Raw genomic sequence first — 22547 nt, 5'->3', positions numbered from 1 at the left:
CCGCCGCAGCAGATTGCGCAGCCGCGCCAGCACCTCCTCCAGGCTGAACGGCTTCGTGACGTAGTCGTCGGCGCCGATCGTCAGGCCGCGCACCCGATCCTCCACGGCGTCCTTGGCGGTGAGGAACAGCACGGGCAGCTGCGGGGCGTCGTGCCGCAGCCTGCCCAGCACCGTCCAACCGTCCATATCGGGCAGCATGATGTCGAGGACCACCGCGTCGGGGCCGAAGTCGCGCGTGGCGCGCAGCGCGCTCGCCCCGTCGTGCGCCCCCCGCGCCTCCCAGCCCTCATAGCGCATCGCCATGCACAGCAGCTCGGTCAGCGGCACCTCGTCGTCCACCACGAGCACCCGGATCGGCTCGCCGTCCGGGCGCCGATACTGGGCCGTCTCGGTAGTCATACGCCGACATTATGTGCGCGCGGTGGGCCGAGTCTGTGCGAAAGCTATGAATCGGCTGTGAGGGGCGCGCGAAATCGCTGGACTCCGCGCTATCCCTGGCCGAGGATGTCGACGTGACCAACGATGTGCGCCTGATCCAGCTGCCCGACGCGGCGATCCACGCCCTGGCCGCCGGGGACCTCGCCGCGGCGACCCGCGCGGCCGGGATGCGGCTGCCCGAATACTTCATCTCGGACGAGTGCCGGTCGACGTGGCGGATGCGCAGCGCGCAGATCGCCGCCGACCCGAACGAGGCGGCGCGGGTGACGCGCGCCATTGTGGACTTCACCCGCGGGATCGTGGTGGGCCGGGCGGGCTACCACTCCGCGCCCGACGAGCGGGGCATGGTCGAGCTGGGCTACGCCGTGGATCCGCGGCAGCGGCGGCGGGGTTACGCCCGCGCGGCCCTGGAGGCGCTGCTGGAGCGGGCCGAGGCGGAGAGCGCGGTGCGCGTCGTGCGGGCAACGGTGCGTCCGGACAATGTGGCCTCCCGGCGGCTGATCGATCAGTACGGCTTCGTTGCCGTGGGCGAACAGTGGGACGACGAGGACGGCCTCGAGACCGTCCTCGAGCTGGGCATCGCCCCGTCAGCCGCTGACTCTGCGTGACATCACAACAGCATAACGAACCGCGTCATTGACATCCTCGAGGCTCACGGCGTCAAGCGTTTTGTGCCACGATGCTTCCATCGGCGATGATCAAACTCTTCCCGCCCCGGAGAGATGGAGAAGTCCATATGAGACGCAAAGGAATCGTTTTCGGAACTCTGGCCCTAGGCGTGACCGTGGCGCTGGCGATCACCGCCTGTTCCGGCGGCGCCAAGTCCACCGGCTCCGGTTTTGAGGCGTGCGGCAAGCACCCCACCACATGCAACTCGGGGGACCGCAAGGACGGTGGGGAACTCACCTGGGCGATCAGCGCCGGGTGGGACAGCTGGAACAAGAACCGCGCCAAGGGAAACTCGGTGTATCTCGCCGAGGCCGTGCAGGGGATCCTGCCGCAGATTGGCCACTTCAACCCCGACGGCAAGTGGTGGTGGAGCCGCGACACGCTGAAGGCCAAGCCCAAGCTGGTCAGCAAGAACCCGCAGGCGTGGAAGTACGAACTCCGCGACGACGCGAAGTGGAGCGACGGCACGCCGATCGGCGTCGACGACTTCATCTGGCACTGGTACTCCCTCACCAGCGACAAGTCCAAGTGCGGCGACTGCGACCCCGCCGCCACCTCGTACGGCGACGAGGTCAAGTCGATCACCAAGGACTCCTCCGGCGCGATCGTGGTGACCCTGAAGAAGGGCAGTTACGATCCCGACTGGCTGACAAAGAACACGATCACCTATCCCGCGCACATCGCCGACAAGCACGGCAAGGGCTGGAAGACCGACCCCAAGGCGATGGCCGAGTCGTCGAAGTGGTTCTCCGACAACCAACCGGACTACTCCGGCGGGCCGTACATGATCAAGAGCGCCAAGATCGGCCAGAAGGAGACCCTGGTTCCGAACCCACGGTGGTACGGCAAGATCAAGCCCACTTTGGACAAACTCAACCTGTTGGTCGTGTCCAGTCAGCAGGACATGCTCAAGGCGCTGGACAACGGGGAGCTCGACGGCGCGGCACCGGAATCGCTGGACCCCGACGTGTCCGAACAGGCCACCGGCGACACCGGCATTCGCAGCAACCTGGCCCCGGGACCCGGTTGGGAACACTTCGACCTCAACGTCACCAACAAGTGGCTCAAGGACGTCAAGCTGCGCGAGGCGATGCTCACCGCCATCGACGTCGACGACGTCAACAAGCGCACCTACGGCCAGCTCACCAAGGTGAAACGCCGCGACAACTACCTGTTCAACCAGAAGAGTCCGTACTTCAAGGACACCTTCGCGGGCAGCTCGATGGGCACCGGCGACATCGCCAAGGCCAAGAAGATGCTGTCGGCGGCCGGTTACAAGCTCAGCGGCGGAAAGCTCACCAAGGACGGCAAACAGGTGGGCCCGTTCACCTATCGCTACCTCGAGGGCCACGCCATGCGCAAGACCACATCGGAGCTGGTGCAGGGCTACCTCGGCAAGATCGGCATCAAGGCCAACATCAAGACGATCGCCGCGAGCCAGCTGGGCACCGTCCTGGACAAGAGCGACTTCGACATCGTCGAGTTCGGCTGGAGCACGGACCCGGCGTTCACCACCGCGCCGCAACAGTTCTGGGACTCCAAGTCGCCCAGCAACTTCGGCCGCAACTCCGACAAGAAGGTCGACACGGCGATCGCCAAGGTGCACAGCACCGTCGACCTGAAGGAAGCCGCCGGCTTCGCCAACGACGCGGGGTCCCTGGTCGCCAAGGACGCGTACATCCTGCCCGTGGTCACCACGCCCGTGTTGATCGTGACGTCCAAGAAGGTGGTCAACGTCCGCGACAACTGGGCGTCCCAAATCCGCGCCTTGTACAACATGGAGGAATGGGGCATAAAGAAGTGAGTTGATGTCACGGCGGCGCCGCGAGGTTCACGCGGCGCCGCCGTGACATCCGAAGAGAGCGACGCGCATTGTTCATTTACGCCATTCGACGCCTGCTGATCGCCATTCCCGTGTTGATCGCGGCATCCATGTTCTCGTTTCTTCTCGTGGACCTGTCCAGCGACCCGGTCGCCGACTACAAGCTCCAGCTGGCGTCGCAGTCCACCAACGGTGAGATCCCCAAGGGAGCGGTCCACGAATTCGCCGCGCACCTGTACCTGGACAGATCCGTGCCCGAGCGCTATTGGTTGTGGCTCACGGGCATCGGCGGACGCGGAGACATCGGGTTGTTGCGGGGCAAGTTCGGTCCGTCCATTCTGGGCGACAACAATCCGATCGGGGCGGAGATCTCCGACCGGTTCATGATCACGTTTCGGCTGGTGCTGATCGCCACGCTGGCCGCCATCGTCATCGCCATCGTCACCGGCGTCATATCGGCGGTCAAGCAGTACCGCCGCGTCGACTACGCCCTGACCTTCGTCGGCTTCCTGGCGCTGGCCATGCCGACGTTCTGGATCGCCGCGCTCATCAAGGAAACCGGGATCTGGGCCAACCAACAGGCGGGGACCACGATCTTCTACACGATCGGCGCCACGTCGCCGGATACCAGCGACTACTCCGCGATGGGCAAGGCCGGCGACATCGTCGGGCACCTGATCTTGCCCACCCTGGCGCTGATGCTGCACGGCTACGCCGCCGCCAGCCGGTATCAGCGCGCGGCCATGTTGGAGGTGCTGGACTCCGACTACGTCCGGCTGGCGCGCGCCAAGGGGGTGCGCAACCGCACGGTGATGCGGCGCCACGCGCTGCGCACGTCCCTGACGCCGATCGCGACGTTCGCGCCGCTGAGCATCGCCGCGGCCCTGTCGGGCGCGATCATCGTGGAGCGGATCTTCAACTGGGAGGGCATGGGCCTGTATGTCCTCGAATCAATCCAAAAGGGAGATTCGTTCGCGGTGATGGCGTTCCTGCTGGTGTCGGGGATGCTGGTGATCGCGGCGAACCTGGTCTCCGATCTGCTGTACGGCTGGCTCGACCCGAGGATTCGCTATGAGTGACGATCTCGCCCTGGTCGCCCCGACCGGGGTGCGCGAGCGCGGCCAGGCGTCGCTGGTGCTGCGGCGCTTCGCGCAACACAAGCTCGCCATGGGCTCGCTGGTGGTGTTCCTGCTCATCGTGGCGTTCGCGTTCGTCGGCCCGCTCGTGTGGAAGTACGACTATCACCTGTATCGCGAGATACCCAGCATGGAGCCGCCCAGCCTCGCCCATCCCTTTGGGACGGACCGCGCGGGCCACGACGTGCTGGGGCAGGTGATGCGCGGCGCCCAACAGTCGCTGAAGGTCGCCTTCACCGTGGCGATCCTGGCGACGGGCATCGGATCGATCTGGGGCGCGGTGGCGGGCTTCTACCGCGGCTGGATCGACGCGATCATGATGCGCCTCGTGGACGTCCTGTTCGTGATCCCGTTCCTGGCGGTGGCCGCGGCGATCGCGGGCGGTGTCTCGGGGGGCGTCGGGTGGTTTCAGATCGCGCTCATCCTGGGTCTGCTGGGCTGGATCGGCACGGCGCGGCTGGTGCGCGGGCAGGTGTTGTCGGTGCGGGAACAGGAGTTCATCGAGGCGGCGCGCGCCGTGGGCTCGTCCGACGTCCGCATCATCCTGAGGCACCTGGTGCCCAACACCACGGGCGTGATCCTGGTGGCGGCCACGCTGGAGATGGCGACGGCGATCCTGGCCGAGGCGGGCCTTTCCTTTGTGGGACTGGGCATCCAGTCGCCCGACACCTCCCTGGGCCTGCTGATCAACAGCGCCACGGGGGCGGCGTTCACCCACCCGTGGCTGTTCTACTTCCCGGGCCTGTTCATCATCGGCATCTGCCTGACCGTCAACTTCATCGGCGACGGCCTGCGCGACGCCCTCGATCCCCGACAGACGGTGCGGTTATGACGAAGGAGTTCGCGTTCGGCACCCCCGAGACCGCGCCCGAGCACGTCCTGCAGGTCGACGACCTCAATGTGGACTTCTCCACGGTGGACGGCAAGGTCCGCGCCGTGCGCGGGGTGAGCTACGGGCTGCGGCGCTCAGAGACCCTCGGCATCGTGGGCGAGTCGGGTTCGGGAAAGTCGGTGACCTCGCTGGCGATCATGGGGCTGTTGCCGCGCACCGCGAACGTCACGGGCTCGGCGAAACTGAACGGCCGCCAGCTGCTGGGCCTGGGCGACACCGAGATCTCGCGGGTGCGCGGCAACCAGATCGCCATGATCTTCCAGGACCCGCTGACATCGCTCAATCCCGTGTACACGGTGGGATACCAGCTCGCCGAGGCCATCGTCGTCCACAATGACATCGGCAAGGCGGCTGCCCGCGAGCGCGCGGTCGAGCTGCTGGACGTGGTGGGGATTCCGAATCCCCGCCAACGCGTCGACGCGTTTCCGCACGAGCTGTCGGGCGGCATGCGGCAGCGGGTCGTCATCGCCATCGCCATGGCCAACCGGCCCGACGTCATCATCGCCGACGAGCCGACCACGGCGCTGGACGTGACGGTGCAGGCGCAGGTCCTGGAGGCACTGGAGACCGCCCGCGCCGAGACGGGGGCGGCGATGGTCCTCATCACCCACGACCTCGGCGTCATCGCGGGGCACGCCGATCGGGTGCTGGTGATGTACGCGGGCAAGCCCGTGGAGACGGCGAGCGCCGACGACGTGTTCTACACGCCGCGGATGCCGTACACCCTGGGGCTGTTGGGTTCCCTGCCGCGCATGGACACCGATCGGGCGCACCGTCTCACCCCGATCAGCGGCTCCCCACCGTCCATGATCGACCTGCCGAGCGGCTGCCCGTTCGCGCCCCGCTGCCCGCTGGCGGCCGAGCTGTGCCACCACGACGAACCCCAGCTCGTCGCCGTGGCGGGCCCCGACCACCTGGCCGCCTGCCACTACCACGACCGCCTGGTCGACGCCCACGCCGACGAGGTGTTCGCCCCCGACGGCCCACACGAACGGGAGGCGTGATGAGCCCCGACCCCACGGTCCTGACCGCCCGCAATCTCGTCAAGCACTTCCCCGTGCGCTCCAAGGGAATGCTGCGCCGCCGCATCGGCGAGGTCCACGCCGTGTGCGACGTGTCCTTCGACGTCGGCGCGGGCGAGACCCTCGCCCTGGTCGGCGAATCGGGCTGCGGCAAGTCGACCACCGCCCGCCTGCTCCTCGGCCTGATCCCGCCCACCTCGGGCGAGGTCCACTACGGACCCCACGAGATCACGGGCCTGTCCCGCCGCGCCATGCGTCCGCTGCGCGCCGAGATGCAGATCGTGTTCCAGGACCCCTTCGCCTCCCTCGACCCCCGCATGACGGTCGCCCAGATCATCGCCGAACCCCTGCGCGTCCACGGCCGCTACGCCTCGGGCGGCCACGACCGCGTCCGCCACCTGATGCGTACGGTCGGCCTCAACCCCGAGCACCACAACCGCTACCCCCACGAGTTCTCGGGCGGCCAGCGCCAACGCATCGGCGTGGCCCGCGCCCTGGCCCTCGACCCCAAGGTGTTGATCCTCGACGAACCCGTCTCCGCCCTCGACGTGTCCATCCAGGCGGGCGTCATCAACCTCCTGGAGGACCTCCAGGACTCCCTCGGCCTCACCTACCTGTTCGTCTCCCACGACCTGTCGGTGGTGCGCCACATCGCCGACCGCGTCGCCGTCATGTATCTGGGCCGCATCGTCGAGATCGGCACGGTCGCCGACATCTTCGCCGCGGCGGCCCATCCCTACACCCAGGCCCTGATCTCGGCCATCCCGCTGCCCGACCCCCGCCGCGAACGCACCCGAACCCGCATCCTCCTCCCCGGCGACGTCCCCAGCCCCTCCCACCCGCCCTCGGGCTGCCGCTTCAGGACCCGCTGCCCGAAGTTCGCCTCCCGGCTGTCGGACGACGAGAGGGCCAGGTGCGTGTCCGAGCAGCCGCTGCTGCGCTCCGACCACGATGGACCGACCGAGGCGGCGTGCCACTACGCGCGGCCCACCGCATTGCTGTGAGGCCGGCCCCTGCAGACGGGGCCGACCTCGACCGTTCAGTCGCAGCAGTGCCAGCAGTCGGGACGGCACTGGCTGTCCGGAGAGACCGTGGACGCGGAGGCGGCGGTCGCTCCGACGAACGACAGCACCAGGCCCGCCATGATCGCCACGGACAGCTGCTTGAAACGCTTCGAGAACATTACCGATCTCCTATTCGATACATCGCCACATTCAGTAATGACGATTTCTCGTGGCACCATACAAACGGCCCGCAACTACCGAGCGTCGATCGCGGCGGCCGCCACGCCCGTCGCCGCCAACAGCGCCACGCCGATCCAGCAGGCCGTCACGGGAGACGCGCCGCGTAGGAAGACCGACCCCAGCACCGCGATGCCCAGGGTGCCGCCGCACTGCTGTACGGCGTTGAGCAGGCCCGCCGCCGATCCCGTCTCGTGGGGGCGGACGCGGGACAGGGCGGTGGTGAAGAACGGGACGGTGAAGACGCCGTTGCCGAGGCCGACGAGGGCGAGGGCGGGCAGCAGCGGCCAGGGGTAGGCGTGGGGCGGCGTGTGGGTGTAGACGGCGAGGGCGGTCAGCAGGCCGCCCAGCATCAGGGCCAGTCCGCCGCGCATCACGCGGGTGCCGTCGAAACGGGACAGTCGGGTTCCCGCGAGCCAGGAGGCCAGCGCCATAAAGGCGGACCATGGCAGCAGGGTGAGGCCCGCGGTGAGGACATCCAGGCGGAGGCTCAGCTGAATGTGTAGGACCACCACGAGCATGAGCCCGTTGACGGCGGCGAAGAACAGCGTGGACGCCACCAGGGCGGCGGGGAAGCCGCGGTCGCCGAACAGGCTGCCCTCGATCAGGCGGCTGGCGCCGCGGCGGTTGCGGAAGCGTTGGTGGAGGCCGAAGAGCGTCAGTGCGGCGAGTCCCGCGGCCATGGTCGCCCATGACCACAGTGGCCAGTTGAGGCGGTCGCTCTCGATGAGGGGGTAGACGACCGTCGTGAGGCCCGCGGCGACCAGCACGGTGCCGACAAGGTCGAGGCGGGGCGGGTCGTCGGCGGCGTTGGCGGGCAGGAGCCGCGATCCCATCAGCACCAAGGCCACCAGCGGCAGGTTGACCAGGAACACCGTCCGCCACGAGGTACCCAGCAGGTCGGCGCGGGTGAGAAGCGCGCCCAGCAGGGGGCCGCAGATCGCCGAGGCGCCCATGACGGGACCGATGCTGCCGAGCGCCCTGGCGAGCTCGCGTCCGTCGAACATGGACTTGATCAGGCCGATGGTCTGCGGGATCACCAGGGCCGCGAAGGCTCCCTGGACGGCGCGCAGGGCGATGAGCTGCGGCGCGGTGGCGACCAGGGCGCAGCACAGCGAGGCGGTGGCGAATCCCGCGACCCCGACGACGAACATTCGCTTGCGGCCCAGACGATCGCCGAGGCGCCCGCCCGTGATGAGCAGCACCGTGAACGGGAGCGTGAAGGCCGTGGAGAACCAGGGGATGTCGGAGGCGGGGCCGCCCAGGTCGGCGCGGATCACGGGCGCGGCGACCTGGGTGATGGTGGCGTCCAACAACTCCATGGCCTCGGCGATCAGCAGCGCACCGAGACCGAGTCGGCGGCGGGTGGGGCTTCGCATCGAAGTCTGCCTTTCGTCGGCGGTGTCATGGCGCGACAAAGACTGCGTCGAGGCGGGTGGTTCCTGCCAGCCAGGTGGCATATCTTGCTGCTTCTTTCCAGCTACGGTGGAAATGTGAGTGTTCTTCTCGCCCTGGACGCCGTTGACCGCGGATTGGTGCATGCCCTGTCATTGGACGGGCGGGCGTCGTTCAGCCGCATCGGCGAGGTCCTCGGGGTGTCGACGCAGACAGTGACGCGGCGGTATCGGCGGCTGCACGCCGCGGCGGGGCTGCGGGTCCTCGGGTTGCCCGACCCCGAGCTCTCGGGCGGGGCACAGTGGATGGTTCGGCTCACGACCTCGCCCGCCGCGGCGGTCACGCTGGCGCGGTCGTTGGCGCGGCGGTCGGACACCGCGTGGGTCAAGCTCACCTCGGGAGGCACCGAGATCTTCGCCATCGTTCGCGCCCAAGAGGGCGACCCGCGTTCGACATCGCTGCTGCTGCACGACATTCCGCGTCGCGCCAGCATCACGGCGGTGTCGGCGCACCTCATGCTGCACACCTACCTGGGCGGCCCGACGTCGTGGCGCGGCACCACCACCACACTGGACGAATCGCAGCAGCGGCGCCTGCGGGACGGCGTCCCCGAAGGGCTGGACGCGCGGCCGTTGTCGGCGGCCGACCGCGCGTTGCTGGAGGTGTTGGGGCGCGACGGGCGGGCCAGCCACGCGGAGCTGGCCTCCGCCACGGGCTGGTCCCCCGCCACCGTGGGGCGGCGGGTTCACGAGTTGCGCGCCAGCGGCGCCGTGTTCTTCGACGTCGAGATCTCCCCCGCCCACTTCGGCATCGACACCCAGGCGCTGTTGTGGATGTCGATCCCGCCCGCCGCGCTGGATCGGGTCGCCACCGGCCTGGCCGGGCACGAGGAGCTCGCGGTGGTGGCCGCGACCACGGGGCCCACCAACCTGGTCGCGCAGGCGCTGTGCTCGGACCCCGCCGACCTGCACCGCTACCTCACCACGAAGCTGGGCTCGATTCCCGCCATCGACCGCATCGAGACCGCCCCCGTGCTGCACACCGTCAAGGGCATCGCTCCGCTGGCGTCGTGAACCGCGGGTAGCATTCGCGCGCATGGACGACGCGACCGAGACCCTCAGCTCGCTGCTCACCTGGAAGGCGGGCGGGACCGATCTGTGGCCGTTGCTGCGCGACCCGCGGGCCACCGATGTGGTGGCGCATGGGTTGGCCACTCCCTTTGCGGGGGCGGTGGATGTGGTGCTGGGGCCCGATCCGGGGGGTGTCCTGTTCGGGCCGTTGGTGGCGCGGGTTCTGGGGGTGCCGTTCGCGCCCGTGTGTCGGGATCGGGCGTTCTTCTTTCAGGGTCCGCACGAGGCCGTCGCGGTGGAGACGCCCGGCGGCGATTTGGTGGCGCATCGGGCGGCGCTGGGCGACGGGGCGCGAGTGTTGGTGGTGGACGACTGGTCGGAGTCGGGGTCGACGGCGAAGGGGGTCGCCGCGATCGTGGAGGCGACCGGGGCCAGGCTGGTCGCGATCGCGTTTCTGGTCGACAGCTTGGACGACGGGGTGCGGGAGTCCCTGCGCGGCAAGGGTATTGGTGTTCACGGGCTGGCCACGCCCGCGGGTCTGATGCGCTGAGGCGACGCCGCCGATATCGTGGGGTTCATGTGGGAAACCGTGCCCCGGCTGCTGGCCGAGATTCGTTACATGGTGCTGGCCACCGCCGATCGCGACGGCACGCCGTGGGCCACGCCCGTGTACTTCGCGGCCCGCGATCCGCGTCGGCTGATGTGGGTGTCGTCGCCCGATGCCCGCCACTCGCGCAACATCGCCGAGCGCAGCGAGGTCGGCATCACCGTCTTCGACTCCACGGTTCCCGTCGGCGGGGCCGAGGCGATCTATCTCGAGGCGACCGCGGGGCCCGCCGACGACGTCGACGCCCTGGACGTCCTCAACGCCCGCCTGCCCGAGGGCAAGGGGCTCACGAGCGACGACCTCGAGCCCACCGGGTTGTTGCGGGTGTATCGCGCCGACGTGCGGCGGCACTATGTCCTGATCCGGGGCGGGGACGCGCGCTTCGACAACGTCATCGACGCCCGGCTTCCCGTCTCGCCCGACGAGACGGGCTGACAACGCCTCAGGCGGCGAGCTCGGTGAGACGGTCGCAGGCGGCGGCGACGCGTTCGTCGCCGGCCGTCAGGGCGATGCGGACGTGGTGCGCGCCGGCGGGGCCGTAGAACTCGCCGGGGGCGACCACGATGCCGAGGCGGGCCAGCTCGGCGACCGTGTCCCAGCAGTCCTCGTCGCGGGTGGCCCACAGGTAGAGGCCGGCCGCCGAGTGCTCGATGCGGAAGCCCGCCTTCTCGAAGGCGGGGCGCAGCAGGTCGCGGCGGCGGCGGTAGCGCTCGCGCTGTTCGGCGGCGTGGTCCTCATCGGACAGCGCCGCGGTCATGGCGTCCTGTACCGGGGCGGGCAGGATCTGGCCGGCGTGCTTGCGCAGCTCGGTGAGGCCCGCGATCAGCTCGGGGTCTCCGGCGATGAACCCGGCGCGGTAGCCGGCCAGGTTGGAGCGCTTGGACAGCGAGTGCACCGCCAGGATGCCGGTGGTGTCGCCGCCGCACACCTCGGGGTCCAGAATGGAGACCTGATGGCGCTCCCAGCCCAGGGTCAGGTAACACTCGTCCGAGGCCACCACGATGCCGCGGGTGCGGGCCCAGTTGACCACCTTGCGCAGCTGCTTGGCGGGCAGCACCTCGCCGGTCGGGTTGGACGGGTAGTTCACCCAGATCAGCCGCAGCCGGGAGTCGGTGCCGAACGACGGGTCGTCGACCCGCACACAGCGCGCCCCCGCCAGGTGGGCGCCGATCTCGTAGGTGGGGTAGGCCAGCCTCGGGATCGCCACCGTTGCCGTGCCGCCGATGCCCAGGGCCGCCGGCAACCCCGCCACCATCTCCTTGCTGCCGATGGTGGGCAGCACCCCGAACTCCCCCGTCGCGCCGCACTCGCGGCGCACCCAGGCGTCCATGGCCTGGCGCAGGGCGACGGTGCCGATGGTCTGGGGGTAACCCGGACGGTCCGACGCCGCCTTCAGCGCGTCCTGCACCACCGCGGGAACCGGGTCGACGGGCGTGCCCATCGACAGGTTGACCGCGCCGCCGGGGTGGGTCCTGGCCTTGTCGGCCAGGGGCGCCAGACGATCCCAGGGAAACGGCGGCAGGGACTTCATTACTCGTCGGCGGGTTTGGTGGGACGGGAGACCACGAACGCCGCGTCCTTGTCGATCTTGCCTACCTTGGAGGCGCCGCCGGGCGAACCGAGCTCCTCGAAGAACTCGTAGTTGGCGGCGGTGTAGTCGTTCCACTCCTCGGGGACGTCGTCCTCGTAGAAGATCGCCTCCACCGGGCACACCGGCTCGCACGCTCCACAGTCGACGCATTCGTCGGGGTGGATGTACAACATCCGGTTGCCTTCGTAGATGCAGTCGACAGGGCATTCCTCAATGCAAGCCTTGTCGAGCAGATCCACGCACGGCTCGGCGATGATGTAGGTCACGGAGTCGTCCCTTTCAAGAAATGCCAAGGTCTCAGTCGAGAAACCAGACTAATCCGTGCGCGCGCCGCCCCGCCACCGGGAGCGGCTCAGTGCGACTTGCGTCCGTAGTAGCGTTCGACACGTTTCAGGTTCTTGCTGCGGTAGTCGATGCCGAAGGTCGCCGCGATCATGAAGCCCACGAAGGCGCCGAGCACCTCGATGCCGAAGAAGATGATCAGCTCGGCCAGCAGCAGACCGAAGTCGGCGCTGAAGGGGTTCATCGCCAGGGTCAACGGCGCCACGAACACCGCCAGCGCCGCGCCGATCAACAGGCCCAGCCCCAGCTCGGAGACCACGCGCTGCAGCGGCACCCTCATGCTCCAGTACAGGCCGACGCCGAGGGCGAACAGGCCCATCACCGTGGCCGCCACGACGCCGACCATGGTCTGCATGTTGTAGGTCGTGGCATCGTTTCCGGTCGGGCTCAAGTATCGTCCGGCGATGTTGACGACGAACAACACGGCGGCCACGGCCGCCACGGGTATCGCGCGTTTCATCGACGCTCCTGTCTGTCGATTACGTCTCAGAGCTATTGATTACCGGATGTCACCGCGTGCCGCAAGCCTTGCGGGGTCACGATTCGGACGCTTCGCCCGGCCCCCAGGTGCGCGTGACGATCAGGTAGCCCACGCAGGCGATGGTGGCGGCCCCCGACAGCAGCAGCGCCATCCCGGGCCAGCCGCTGGTGATGATCAGGTCCGACTCCCCGGTGGGGCTGGCGGCGATCAGCACGACCACGAACCACACCAGCCCCGGAAGCAGGGCCAGGCCGCGGTGCCGGGCCAGGTAGAGCATCAGGCGGGGCAGCACGATGTTGCCCGCGATGGCGCCGGCGGCGGCCACCGGAACCAGGACCCCGCCGATCCGAAACGGGACCGTGAAGGACTCGACGACGGCCAGCCCGAAGGCGGCGTACGTCACGACGACGGCCCCGCCGATCCGGATCAAGTATTCCCCAATGGACAGCGATCGGCGGGGCTTGGAGTCCTGTGTCACTCGGAGATCTTATCGATCCCCGAAAACAGGTCCTCTTCCCAGTTGTGGGGACCGGAGCCGGGGCCGCGCTTGCCCTCGGCCAGGGTGTAGTGGTCGGTGGTCACGGCGTCGGTTCCGAGCTTGGTGGCCATGATGGCGATCCAGTTGTCCGGGGGCACCTGGGTGGCGTGGGCGCGCAGCGCGGCCAGCTTGTGCTCGCCGTAGCCGACCGCCTGGACCCGGGTGGTGACCTCGGAGTCCTCGGTGCCGAACGGCAGGTCGTCGATCGACTCGATGCCGGAGAACGGGTTGTTCTCGGAGCCGCGCAGCGCCTCGAAGCCCTGCGCCAGCGCGCTCTTGGGGATGGTGGTCCAGTAGAACTTGTCGATCGAGTGGGGCTCGCCCAGTTCGGGGCGGAAGCCGGCGTCGCCCACCAGCTTCAGCGCCTCGACGCTGACCCGGTGCGCCTGAATGTGGTCGGGGTGGCCATAGAAACCGTTGGGGTCGTAGGTGACCAGCACCTGGGGACGCACCTCGCGCAGCACCTTCACCAGGTGGGCGGCGGCGGCGGTGAGGTCGGCCCCCCAAAACGCCCGCGGGTGCTTGTTGGCCTCGGTGCCCATCATGCCGCTGTCGCGGTAGGTGCCGGGGCCGCCGAGCATCCGGCGGTCGGCCACTCCCAACGCGTCGTTGGACTGGTGCCATTCGTGCAGCCGCCAGCCTCCCAGCTGGTCGGCGCCGTCGACGCCGAGCTTGGCCAATTCGGGGACGTGGATCTCGCCCTCCTCGCCGAGCGTGCACGTCACGAGGGTGACGTGGGTGTCGGGGTCGGCGGCGTAGGCGGCCATGGTGGCGCCGGTGCCGGTCACCTCGTCGTCGGGATGGGCGTGGACGAAGACAATTCTCTTGGGTTCGCGTGGAGTCACGGCTCAACCGTATCCACGGGATGGGACGAAAAAGCTCCCCCGTGGCCTAGGCCACGGGGGAACCCGAGGATGGTGCGAAAGTAACGCCTTGGCCTACTTCATGCAGTAAGCGTCGGTGATGGTGGAGGTGTTGTCCCACGGGTTCTGGAACACACCGCCGACCTTCGAACCGTGGAAGGCGAAGGACTTGCTGTAGTACAGCGGCACCATGGGTGCGTAGTCCTTCATGATCTCCTCGTCGAGGTCGGCGTACTTCTTGTCCTGCTCAGACAGCGGCAGGGAGGCGTACTCCTTCAGCTTCGAGTTGACGTCCTTCTGGTCGAACCACTCGTTGTTGACGTTGCCGGGGTTCTTGTCGTCGATCAGGTCACCGTTGTAGATCGGGTCCATGACGGTGTAACCGGTCGGCCAGTCAGCGCCCCAGTTCTTCATGTAGGCGTCGTACTTCTTGGCGCCCTTCTTGGACGACAGGGTGCTCGGCGCGGTCTCCTGAGGCAGCTCGTCCAGGTTGACCTTGATGCCAACCTCCTTGAGCTGGTTCTGGATGTCGACCATGCCGTTCTTGACGCTGTCCGAGCCGGCCCGGTAGGCGACGTTCATCGACTTGAACTCCGGGTGCTTCTTCAACAGCTTCTTGGCCTTGGCCTTGTCGCCCTTGTTGCCGCCGTACAGGTCCGTGAGGTCCTTGTACGAGGTCAACTGCGGGCTCAGGGTGCCGCTGGCCGGAACCGCGATGTGCTGGCCGCCGGAGGCCTTGACGACCTCTTCCTTGTCGATGGCGTATTCCAGCGCCTTGCGGATCTCGACGTTGTCGACCTTCTCGTTGTTGATGGCCAGCCAGTAGACGAAGCCCTGGGTCTCGTTGCCGACCCGCTTCATCAGGGAGCTGTCCTTCGCGATGTCCGCGATCTGAGCCGGGTCGATGGAGTCGGTGTAGGCGTGCTGGTCGTCGCCCTGGTCGGCCTTCATCCGCTCGGTGATCTGCTTGTTCGAGTTGTTGAACTCGACGGTGTACTTGTCGAAGTACTGGTGGCGGATCGGGTCGGTCTTGGCGTCCCAGTTGCTGTTCTTCTCCAGGTGGACGCCCTTCTTGCTCCACGCCTCGGTGAACTTGTACGGGCCGTTGGAGAACGTCTCCTTGCTACCGCCCTGCACCGGCTTGTCGATGTCGTGGGCCTTGTTCACCGCCGCGGAGCTGGACATCGCCGCCATGTACGGGAAGTCGCAGTGAGCGGCGTTCAGCTGGAAGGTGATCTTGTTGCCCTTGGTGGTGATACCCGGGGCGACCTTGCCCTTGTCCTTCCACGGGCCGGCGTACTTCTCCGCGCCCTTCAGCCACTGGCGGAAGTACGGCGGGCCGTCGGTCAGAGCGAAGGTGCGCGAGATGCCGTAGGCGACGTCCGCGGGCTTCACCGACGAGCCGTCCTGCCACTTCACGCCGTCCTTGAGGGTGTACTCCCACGTGGTGCAACGCTTGTTGGCGTCGTCCTTGTTGGGGTCGACACCGGCGTTGGTGGCGAGGTCGCCGACCAGGACCATCTTGTCCTTGATCATGCGGTAGCCGGTCAGCTTACGAGCGAAGAGCTGACTGATCTCCATGGTGTTGACGTAGTAGGTGTCGGCCGGGTCCAGCGTGTCGAACACCGTGTTGGGCAGGTAGGTCAGGGTGCCGCCGTTCTGGGCGCCCTTCACCTCGGGTGCCGGGCCCTTGGACTGGGCCTCGCTACCGATCGAACCGTGTTGGTGCTTGAAATAATCGCTCCCGGAGTCACCCCCGGAGTTTGAGGTACAGGCGGCTAGCGCACCCACCGTCAAGGCGAGGACGCCGACAGCCGCCAAGGACTTTCGCATCAGAAACACTCCTATACGGACAATCGGAATATCCACAATCGCCATTACGTACGGTGACTGTGGTCACTCCGAATATTTGAATTTATGGTAATGACCCTGGCCGGGCGTACCAGCACGATCTGATAACGGGCGAGTTGCGATCTCATGCTGATTCCGGGAAGTGGCAGGCGGCCACCGCCCCCGTGTCCACCTGCGCCAACGGCGGCTCCGTCGTGGCGCACACCTCCTGTGCCTTCCAGCAACGCGTCCGGAAGCGACAGCCCGACGGAGGATTCAACGGGGTCGGTACGTCACCGACCAGCTTCAGACGGTTGTCGCCCTTGGTGCCCAGCATTGTCACATCCGGCACCGCGGACAACAGCGCCTTCGTGTACGGGTGCGCCGGAGTGTCGTAGATCTGGGTGCGGTCGCCCACCTCCACGACCTTGCCGAGATACATCACGGCGACCCGGTCGCAGAAGTGGCGCACCACCGACAGGTCGTGGGCGATGAACACGAACGACAGGTTGAGCTCGCGCTGCAGATTGCGCAGCAGGTTGATCACCTGCGCCTGGATGGACACGTCCAGCGCCGACACCGGCTCGTCCGCGACCACCAGCTTGGGCCGCAGCGCCAGCGACCGGGCGATGCCGATGCGCTGCCGCTGCCCGCCGGAGAACTCGTGCGGGAAGCGGTTGTAGTGCTCCGGGTTGAGCCCGACCAGCTCCATGAGCTCCTGGACGCGGCCGCGCACGCCTCCGGGCGGCTTGATGCCGTTGACCCGCAAGGGGGTGGCGATGATCTTGCCGACCGTGTGCCGCGGGTTCAGCGAGGCGTACGGGTCCTGGAAGATGATCTGGATGTCCTGGCGCAGGCGCCGCAGCCCCGAGCCCTTCAGGTGGGTGATGTCGCGGCCGTCGAACATCAGCTTGCCGCCGGTGGGTTCCAGCAGGCGCGTCAGCATCCGTCCGGTGGTGGTCTTGCCGCAGCCGGACTCGCCGACCAGGCCGAGCGCCTCGCCGCGCCCCACGCTGAGGTTGATGTGGTCGACGGCGCGCACCATCAGCTTGGACGCCATCATTCCCCGACGCACCGGGAAGTGCTTGACCAGGTCGATGGCCTCCAGCAGCGGCTCGGCGCCGGCGGTGGCCGTCGACGCCGCGTCGGCCTGCGGTGTTTGAAGATCGGTCACGCTACTTCCACCTTCCGGACGTCGGTCTCCATGATGCGGCGGCGGGTGCTCTCCGGCAGGTGGCACGCGGCCACATGGTTCGGGGCCCCGTTGATGCCCAGCAGCTGCGGGATCTCGGTCTCGCAGGCGCTGCCCTTGCCCAGCGAGTGCTGGCAGCGGGGGTGGAACGCGCAGCCCGACGGGACGTTCAACAGGCTCGGCGGGTTGCCGGGGATCGGGCGCAGGTCCTCGCTGGCGTCACCGTGCAACGTGGGCACCGAGTTGAGCAGGCCCCACGTGTAGGGGTGCTGCGGCGTGGACATCACGTCCACGGCCGTGCCCTCCTCGACCACCCGGCCGCCGTACATCACGACCACCCGGTCGGCGATGTCGCTGATGACGCCCAGGTCGTGGGTGACCATGATGATCGCGGAGTTGAACTCCTTCTGCAGATCCGCCAGCAGGTCGAGGATCTGGCCCTGCACCGTCACGTCCAGGGCGGTGGTCGGCTCGTCGGCGATCACCAGCCGCGGGTTGTTCACCAGCGACATGGCGATCATGGCGCGCTGCCGCATGCCGCCGGAGAACTCGTGGGGATACTGCGCGAAGCGCTTGCCCGGCTCGGGAATCCCGACGCGGTCGAGCATCTCGATGGCGCGGGTCTTGGCCGTGCCCTTGGAAACGTTGTGGTGCAAGCGATACGCCTCGACGATCTGGCGGCCCACCGTGTAGTACGGGTGCAGGGCCGTCAGGGCGTCCTGGAAGATCATCGTCATCGCCTGGCCGCGCAGCGCCCGCAGCTTGTTCTCGCTGAGGTGCAACAACTCGGTGCCGTCGAGGTAGATCTTGCCGGAAATCCGTGCCCGCTTGGGGTCGTGCAGGCCCAGAATGGACATTCCGGTGACGCTCTTGCCGGAGCCGGACTCGCCGACCACGCCGAGCGTCTCCCCTTCGGACACTTCGAAGGAGACTCCGTCGACGGCCTTGACCATGCCGTCCTCGGTCTTGAAATGGACCTTGAGGTCCTCAATGCTCAGATACGGACCCGAGCTCTTCGTCTGGGACATCACGTTCTCCTTTACCGCTAGCTCAGGCGGACCCGTGGGTCGATGACCGCGTACAGGAAGTCGACCACCATGGTCATGATCACGATGGCGAGCGCGGCGATCAGCACCGTCGCCATGACGATGGGAAGGTTGAGCGTGGACACCGCGTCCACCGACAGCTTGCCGAGCCCGGGTAGACCGAAGACGGTCTCGGTGATGACCGCGCCGCCCATCAGGTACCCGAGGTTCATGCCGGAGATTGTGATGACCGGCGTGATCGAGGCGCGCAGCGCGTGGCGGCGGTGCACCTGTCCCTTGGGGACGCCCTTGGCCTTGGCCGTGCGCACGAAGTCCTCCGACAGGGTCTCGAGCATCGTCGCGCGGGTCATACGGGCCTCGTTGGCGTAACCGATCAACGCCAACGACAACCAGGGCAACAGCATGCCCAGAGCCCATTTCGCCGGATTGTCGAGCAGTGGCGTATAGACCGGTCTGGGGATGATGTTGGTGGTGTACACGAAGACCAGCAGCAGGATCGCCGAGAAGAAGTAGACCGGCATCGACGCACCGATCAGGGTGGACCCGACCGCGACCTTGTCGATGACGCTGCCTCTTCGGAGCGCGGCTATCACGCCGATGGTTATGCCCAACAGGGTCTGGATGATCCAGGCGCCCACCGCGATGGACAGGGTTATCGGCGCGGCGTCCTTGATGTTGCTCCACACCGACTCGTTGTCGCGGTACGAATAGCCGAAACACGGGGCGTCACAGCGGACCTTGGCCTCACCCTTGCCGATGTCGCGGCCGACGAAGATGCCGGTCATGTAGTCGGTGTACTGGGTGACGATGGGGTCGTTCAGACCCAGGGCGTCCCGGGTCTGTTCGATCTGTTCGTGGGTGCAGTCCTTGGAGCACATCAACTGCGCCGGGTCGGACGGCACCGCGAAGAACAGCGTAAAGGTGATGACGCTGACCGCGAATAGCGTCAATACCGCCAGCAGCACCCGCCGGACGACGAAACGAAGCATTTGCTTCTACCTCACATTCTCAAAGTCGGCGGTGACTATCGGGTGGACTTGGGGTCGAGGGCGTCGCGCACCGCGTCACCCAACAGGTTGAACGTCAACACCAGCAGGAACAGCACTCCGCCGGCGCACAGGAAGTAGAACCACATTCCCTCGCCCTGCATGACGTTGACGGCGTCGAGGATGACGCGGCCCAGGTCGGGGGTGGGTTCGGGGACGCCGACGCCCAGGAACGACAGCGCCGCCTCGGTGGTGATCAGCTGCGGCACCAGCAGCGAGAAGGTCACCAGGATCGGCGCCCACACGTTGGGAAGTACCTGCTTGAAGATGATGTGGAAGTTGCTGGCCCCGGAAGCGCGGGCGGCCTCGACGAACTCCCGCTCGCGCAGGGAGATCACCTGGCCGCGCACCAGCCGGGCGCTGCCCATCCAGCCCAGGATGATGAAGATGCCCATCAGCATCGCCGACCGTACGAAGGGACCGGGCACCTCTTCGTCACCCACGATCGCCGAACCGACGACCGGCACCACGGCCAGCGCGAAGATCAGGAACGGGAAGGCCATCGCCACGTCGGTGATCCAGTTGATCACCGCGTCGATCTTGCCGCCGAAGTAGCCGGCGATCGCTCCGATCACCGAACCGAAGGCGATCGTCAGGATGGAGCCGATCAGCGCGATGATGAGGGACGTCCGCATGCCGTAGACCAGCTGCATGAAGACGTCGCGCCCGGTGCTGGGCTGCAGGCCGAGCCAGTGCTTGCCGCTGACGCCGTTGAGCAGGCCGAGCGGGCGGCCGTCCAGGTCGAGCAGATCGGGGTTGGGGGTGGTGGGGTCCTGGCCGTAGATCGCCGAGATGACCGGCGCGCCGAACGCGATGATCGCGATGGCCGCCACGATGAAACCCGAGACGACGGCCGTGCGGTCGCGCCGCAGCCGGCGAAACGCCAACTGTCCCGGGGAACGACCCACGATCTCCTTGGGCTCGTTGGGATCGGGGTCCGCGCCGCCCGCCATCGCGACTTCGGCGCTGAGAGCCGCCTGAACGCCGGGATGGTTCGTCGCTGGTTCCCCAGTTATTGATGCCCCGGACAGGTCACTCATTGACGGTGCCGCCCTTCCTGCTTGGTGAGTTCGACTCAGAATCACCGTGCCGCACGCATCGAAGATCACGGCGTGATCTCGCAGACAGCACGCATGTCTGCGAAGAACCTACTTCGCGGAATGGTGATCGGCAGCACCAAACGCCATCGGTCGCATAACAAGTCGGAAACAGTTATCCCCCCCGATATCCGGCCGTTACGGCAACCGGCCGTGTCGGATGATACGAGAAGCCGAGGTCACCAGGGGTGCCTCGGCCTTCTCGATCACGTGTCCATCTAGGACATGAATGCAATTATGGACTTGCGGGCGGCGGTCGCCACCTTTATGACGATTTAGGCGTCGGCGTGCAGGACGTCGCGAGGAGCGGCGAAATGGCAGGCGTTGGGATGCTCGGCACCCTCGCGGCGCTGCAACACCGGCTCCTCCTCGCGGCAGATGTCCGGCACCTGGTCCGACAGCGGCGTGTCGGCCCGCTGTTCGTCGGTGGCGGTCTGCGCCCAGATGGAGCGGGCGTGGAAGCACCGGGTGCGGAACCGGCAGCCCGACGGCGGGTTCGCCGGCGACGGCACGTCGCCCTCCAGCACGATCTCGTCGCGCTGGCCGCGCACCGACGGGTCCGGCACCGGCACCGCCGACAGCAGCGCCTGCGTGTACGGGTGCATGGAGCGGGTGTAGATCTCGTCCTCGGTGCCCAGCTCGGCCACCTTGCCCAGGTACATCACGGCCACCCGGTCGGCGATGTGGCGCACCACCGACAGGTCGTGGGCGATGAAGACGTACGACAGCCCCAGCTCGTCCTGCAGCGACTCCAGCAGGTTGATCACCTGGCCCTGGATCGACACGTCCAGCGCCGACACCGGCTCGTCGCAGATCAGGATCTCCGGACGCAGGGCCAGCGCGCGGGCGATGCCGATGCGCTGGCGCTGCCCGCCGGAGAACTGGTGCGGGTAGCGGTTGATGTGGTCGGGGTTCATGCCGACCATGTCCAGCAGCTCCTGCACCGCCTTGCGGCGACCGGACTTGGGCACCACGTCGGGGTGGATCAGGTACGGCTCGCCGACGATGTCGCCGACGGTCATGCGCGGGTTGAGCGAGGTGTACGGGTCCTGGAACACCATCTGCACGTTGCGGCGCAACCGATGCAGGCCGCGCTTGCCCAGGTGGGTGACGTCCTCGCCGTGCACCCGGATCGAGCCGGACGTCGGCTTCTCCAGGCCCACCAGCATCCGGGCCAGGGTCGACTTTCCGCAGCCGGACTCGCCCACCACGCCGAGGGTCTCGCCGCGGTTCACCGACAGGTTCACCCCGTCGACGGCCTTGACGGTCCCGACCATCCGCTTGAACACGATTCCCGAGCGGATCGGAAAGTGCTTCACCAGATCGGTGACCTCGAGCGCCGGCCCCTTGCCACCATTGCCATCAAGCGACATCGTTCATGACCTCCTGCGAGTAGTGGCAGGCCGCGTCCCGGCCGGGCGCCACCGGCAACAGTTCGGGACGTTCCGCGGTGCAGCGTTCCTTGGCGTACTGACAACGCGGCGCGAAGTTGCAGCCGGGCGGCAGATCGGTGAGGGCCGGCGGCAGGCCGGAGATCACCTCGAGCTGCTGGCCCTTGACGTCCAGCCGCGGAATCGACCGCAGCAGCGCCTTGGTGTACGGGTGAGCGGGGCGGGCGAAGATGTCGTTGATGTTCGCCTGCTCCACGGCGCGACCGGCGTACATCACCGTCACGTCGTCGGCGACGTCGGCGACCACGCCCAGGTCGTGGGTGATGAGGATCAGGCCCATGTCGCGCTCGGCCTGGATGTCGGCCAACAGCCGCATGATCTGCGCCTGCACGGTGACGTCCAGCGCGGTGGTGGGCTCGTCGGCGATCAGCACCTCGGGGTCGAGCGCCAGCGCCATGGCGATCATGACGCGCTGGCGCATGCCGCCGGAGAACTGGTGCGGGTACTCGTCGACCCGCTGCCTGGCGGCGGGAATCCGCACCAGGTCCAGCAGTTCGATCGAGCGCTTCTTGGCCGCCGCCCGCGACATCCCGCGATGCTTGCGGAACACCTCACCGAGCTGAAAACCCACCGTCCACACCGGATTCAGGGCGCTGAGGGCGTCCTGGAAGATCATGGCGATGTGGTTGGCGCGCACCTTGCGGTAGTCGTTGTACTTCAGGTTCAGGATGTTGGCGCCCTTGAAGCGCACCTCTCCCCCGGCGACCCGCGCCGGCGGAATGTCCAGGATGCCCATGATGGCCTGGGAGGTGACGCTCTTGCCGGAACCGGATTCGCC

At 67.5% G+C, this 22547-nt stretch carries 24 protein-coding genes; 9 read left to right on the top strand and 15 right to left on the bottom strand.

All coding sequences use genetic code 11. The annotated features are described in order from the left end of the window. The coding region (locus VE172_RS19575; protein ID WP_324803656.1) for a response regulator at window positions 1-399 on the bottom strand (399 nt) is incomplete at its 3' end. A gap of 113 nt (window positions 400-512) precedes the next feature. On the opposite strand from VE172_RS19575, the gene VE172_RS19570 reads away from it, so the two are divergent. The 6 genes from VE172_RS19570 (at window position 513) to VE172_RS19545 (ending at window position 6983) form a co-directional block, all read left to right on the top strand. Beyond that, complete coding sequence (locus VE172_RS19570) at window positions 513-1046, top strand: GNAT family N-acetyltransferase (protein ID WP_324803655.1); 534 nt, start codon at window positions 513-515, stop codon at window positions 1044-1046. Between the two features lie 128 nt (window positions 1047-1174). Next, window positions 1175-2911 (top strand): ABC transporter family substrate-binding protein, encoded by a 1737-nt coding sequence (locus VE172_RS19565; protein ID WP_324803654.1) that lies wholly within the window; start codon window positions 1175-1177, stop codon window positions 2909-2911. A gap of 68 nt (window positions 2912-2979) precedes the next feature. Continuing rightward, a complete protein-coding gene (locus VE172_RS19560) occupies window positions 2980-4008 on the top strand; it encodes an ABC transporter permease (RefSeq protein WP_349258466.1) in 1029 nt (342 codons plus the stop codon). Next, on the top strand, window positions 4001-4897 hold the full coding sequence (locus tag VE172_RS19555; protein ID WP_324803652.1) for an ABC transporter permease: 897 nt from the start codon (window positions 4001-4003) through the stop codon (window positions 4895-4897). Before VE172_RS19560 ends, VE172_RS19555 begins: the two co-directional genes overlap by 8 nt. Next, the gene (locus VE172_RS19550; RefSeq protein ID WP_324803651.1) at window positions 4894-5961 is read left to right on the top strand and encodes an ABC transporter ATP-binding protein; all 1068 of its coding nucleotides are present in this window, start codon (window positions 4894-4896) and stop codon (window positions 5959-5961) included. Before VE172_RS19555 ends, VE172_RS19550 begins: the two co-directional genes overlap by 4 nt. Continuing rightward, window positions 5961-6983, top strand: coding sequence for an ABC transporter ATP-binding protein (locus tag VE172_RS19545; RefSeq protein ID WP_324803650.1), 1023 nt, complete (start codon window positions 5961-5963; stop codon window positions 6981-6983). The genes VE172_RS19550 and VE172_RS19545 overlap by 1 nt, the downstream gene beginning before the upstream one ends. 35 nt (window positions 6984-7018) lie before the next feature. Here VE172_RS19545 and VE172_RS19540 read toward each other — a convergent pair whose 3' ends face one another. Next, window positions 7019-7162, bottom strand: a complete 144-nt coding sequence (locus VE172_RS19540; RefSeq protein ID WP_324803649.1) for a hypothetical protein — start codon at window positions 7160-7162, stop codon at window positions 7019-7021. Between the two features lie 75 nt (window positions 7163-7237). Continuing rightward, window positions 7238-8599: an MFS transporter gene (locus VE172_RS19535; RefSeq protein WP_324803648.1), complete on the bottom strand. Its 1362-nt coding sequence runs from the start codon at window positions 8597-8599 to the stop codon at window positions 7238-7240. Window positions 8600-8713: 114 nt separating this feature from the next. On the opposite strand from VE172_RS19535, the gene VE172_RS19530 reads away from it, so the two are divergent. The 3 genes from VE172_RS19530 to VE172_RS19520 are packed head-to-tail and all read left to right on the top strand — an operon-like array spanning window position 8714 to window position 10727. Further along, window positions 8714-9688 (top strand): Lrp/AsnC family transcriptional regulator, encoded by a 975-nt coding sequence (locus VE172_RS19530; RefSeq protein ID WP_324803647.1) that lies wholly within the window; start codon window positions 8714-8716, stop codon window positions 9686-9688. A gap of 22 nt (window positions 9689-9710) precedes the next feature. Next, window positions 9711-10235 carry a phosphoribosyltransferase family protein gene (locus VE172_RS19525; protein WP_324803646.1) on the top strand — a complete coding sequence of 175 codons (525 nt, stop codon included), beginning with the start codon at window positions 9711-9713 and terminating at the stop codon, window positions 10233-10235. Between the two features lie 27 nt (window positions 10236-10262). Beyond that, a complete protein-coding gene (locus VE172_RS19520) occupies window positions 10263-10727 on the top strand; it encodes a pyridoxamine 5'-phosphate oxidase family protein (protein ID WP_324803645.1) in 465 nt (154 codons plus the stop codon). 7 nt (window positions 10728-10734) lie between these two features. Here VE172_RS19520 and dapC read toward each other — a convergent pair whose 3' ends face one another. The 12 genes from dapC to VE172_RS19460 all read right to left on the bottom strand — a co-directional run. Next, window positions 10735-11823, bottom strand: coding sequence for a succinyldiaminopimelate transaminase (gene dapC / locus VE172_RS19515; RefSeq protein WP_324803644.1), 1089 nt, complete (start codon window positions 11821-11823; stop codon window positions 10735-10737). Next, window positions 11823-12149: a ferredoxin gene (gene fdxA, locus VE172_RS19510; protein ID WP_324803643.1), complete on the bottom strand. Its 327-nt coding sequence runs from the start codon at window positions 12147-12149 to the stop codon at window positions 11823-11825. Before fdxA ends, dapC begins: the two co-directional genes overlap by 1 nt. Before the next feature lie 86 nt (window positions 12150-12235). Then, window positions 12236-12685 (bottom strand): spermidine synthase family protein, encoded by a 450-nt coding sequence (locus VE172_RS19505; RefSeq protein WP_324803642.1) that lies wholly within the window; start codon window positions 12683-12685, stop codon window positions 12236-12238. Between the two features lie 76 nt (window positions 12686-12761). Continuing rightward, entirely contained in the window at window positions 12762-13184 is a 423-nt protein-coding gene (locus VE172_RS19500; protein WP_324803641.1) for a hypothetical protein, read from the bottom strand. Then, the gene (gene mshB / locus VE172_RS19495; RefSeq protein WP_324803640.1) at window positions 13181-14089 is read right to left on the bottom strand and encodes an N-acetyl-1-D-myo-inositol-2-amino-2-deoxy-alpha-D-glucopyranoside deacetylase; all 909 of its coding nucleotides are present in this window, start codon (window positions 14087-14089) and stop codon (window positions 13181-13183) included. Before mshB ends, VE172_RS19500 begins: the two co-directional genes overlap by 4 nt. 93 nt (window positions 14090-14182) lie before the next feature. Next, on the bottom strand, window positions 14183-15940 hold the full coding sequence (locus VE172_RS19490) for an ABC transporter substrate-binding protein (RefSeq protein ID WP_324803639.1): 1758 nt from the start codon (window positions 15938-15940) through the stop codon (window positions 14183-14185). A 142-nt stretch (window positions 15941-16082) separates the two neighbouring features. Beyond that, on the bottom strand, window positions 16083-17111 hold the full coding sequence (locus tag VE172_RS19485; protein ID WP_324803638.1) for an ABC transporter ATP-binding protein: 1029 nt from the start codon (window positions 17109-17111) through the stop codon (window positions 16083-16085). Then, window positions 17108-18157, bottom strand: a complete 1050-nt coding sequence (locus tag VE172_RS19480) for an ABC transporter ATP-binding protein (RefSeq protein WP_324803637.1) — start codon at window positions 18155-18157, stop codon at window positions 17108-17110. Before VE172_RS19480 ends, VE172_RS19485 begins: the two co-directional genes overlap by 4 nt. 17 nt (window positions 18158-18174) lie before the next feature. After that, a complete protein-coding gene (locus VE172_RS19475; RefSeq protein ID WP_324803636.1) occupies window positions 18175-19164 on the bottom strand; it encodes an ABC transporter permease in 990 nt (329 codons plus the stop codon). Between the two features lie 35 nt (window positions 19165-19199). Further along, on the bottom strand, window positions 19200-20129 hold the full coding sequence (locus tag VE172_RS19470) for an ABC transporter permease (protein ID WP_324803635.1): 930 nt from the start codon (window positions 20127-20129) through the stop codon (window positions 19200-19202). 464 nt (window positions 20130-20593) lie between these two features. Next, the gene (locus VE172_RS19465; RefSeq protein ID WP_324803634.1) at window positions 20594-21691 is read right to left on the bottom strand and encodes an ABC transporter ATP-binding protein; all 1098 of its coding nucleotides are present in this window, start codon (window positions 21689-21691) and stop codon (window positions 20594-20596) included. After that, the coding region (locus tag VE172_RS19460) for an ABC transporter ATP-binding protein (protein WP_324803633.1) at window positions 21681-22547 on the bottom strand (867 nt) is incomplete at its 5' end. The genes VE172_RS19460 and VE172_RS19465, both read right to left, overlap by 11 nt.

The sequence above is a fragment of the Stackebrandtia sp. genome (genome assembly GCF_035643755.1).
Taxonomy (GTDB): Bacteria; Actinomycetota; Actinomycetes; order Mycobacteriales; family Micromonosporaceae; genus Stackebrandtia.
The sequence above is the reverse complement of the archived record's forward strand: the minus strand, read 5'-3'. Positions and strand labels throughout refer to the sequence as shown.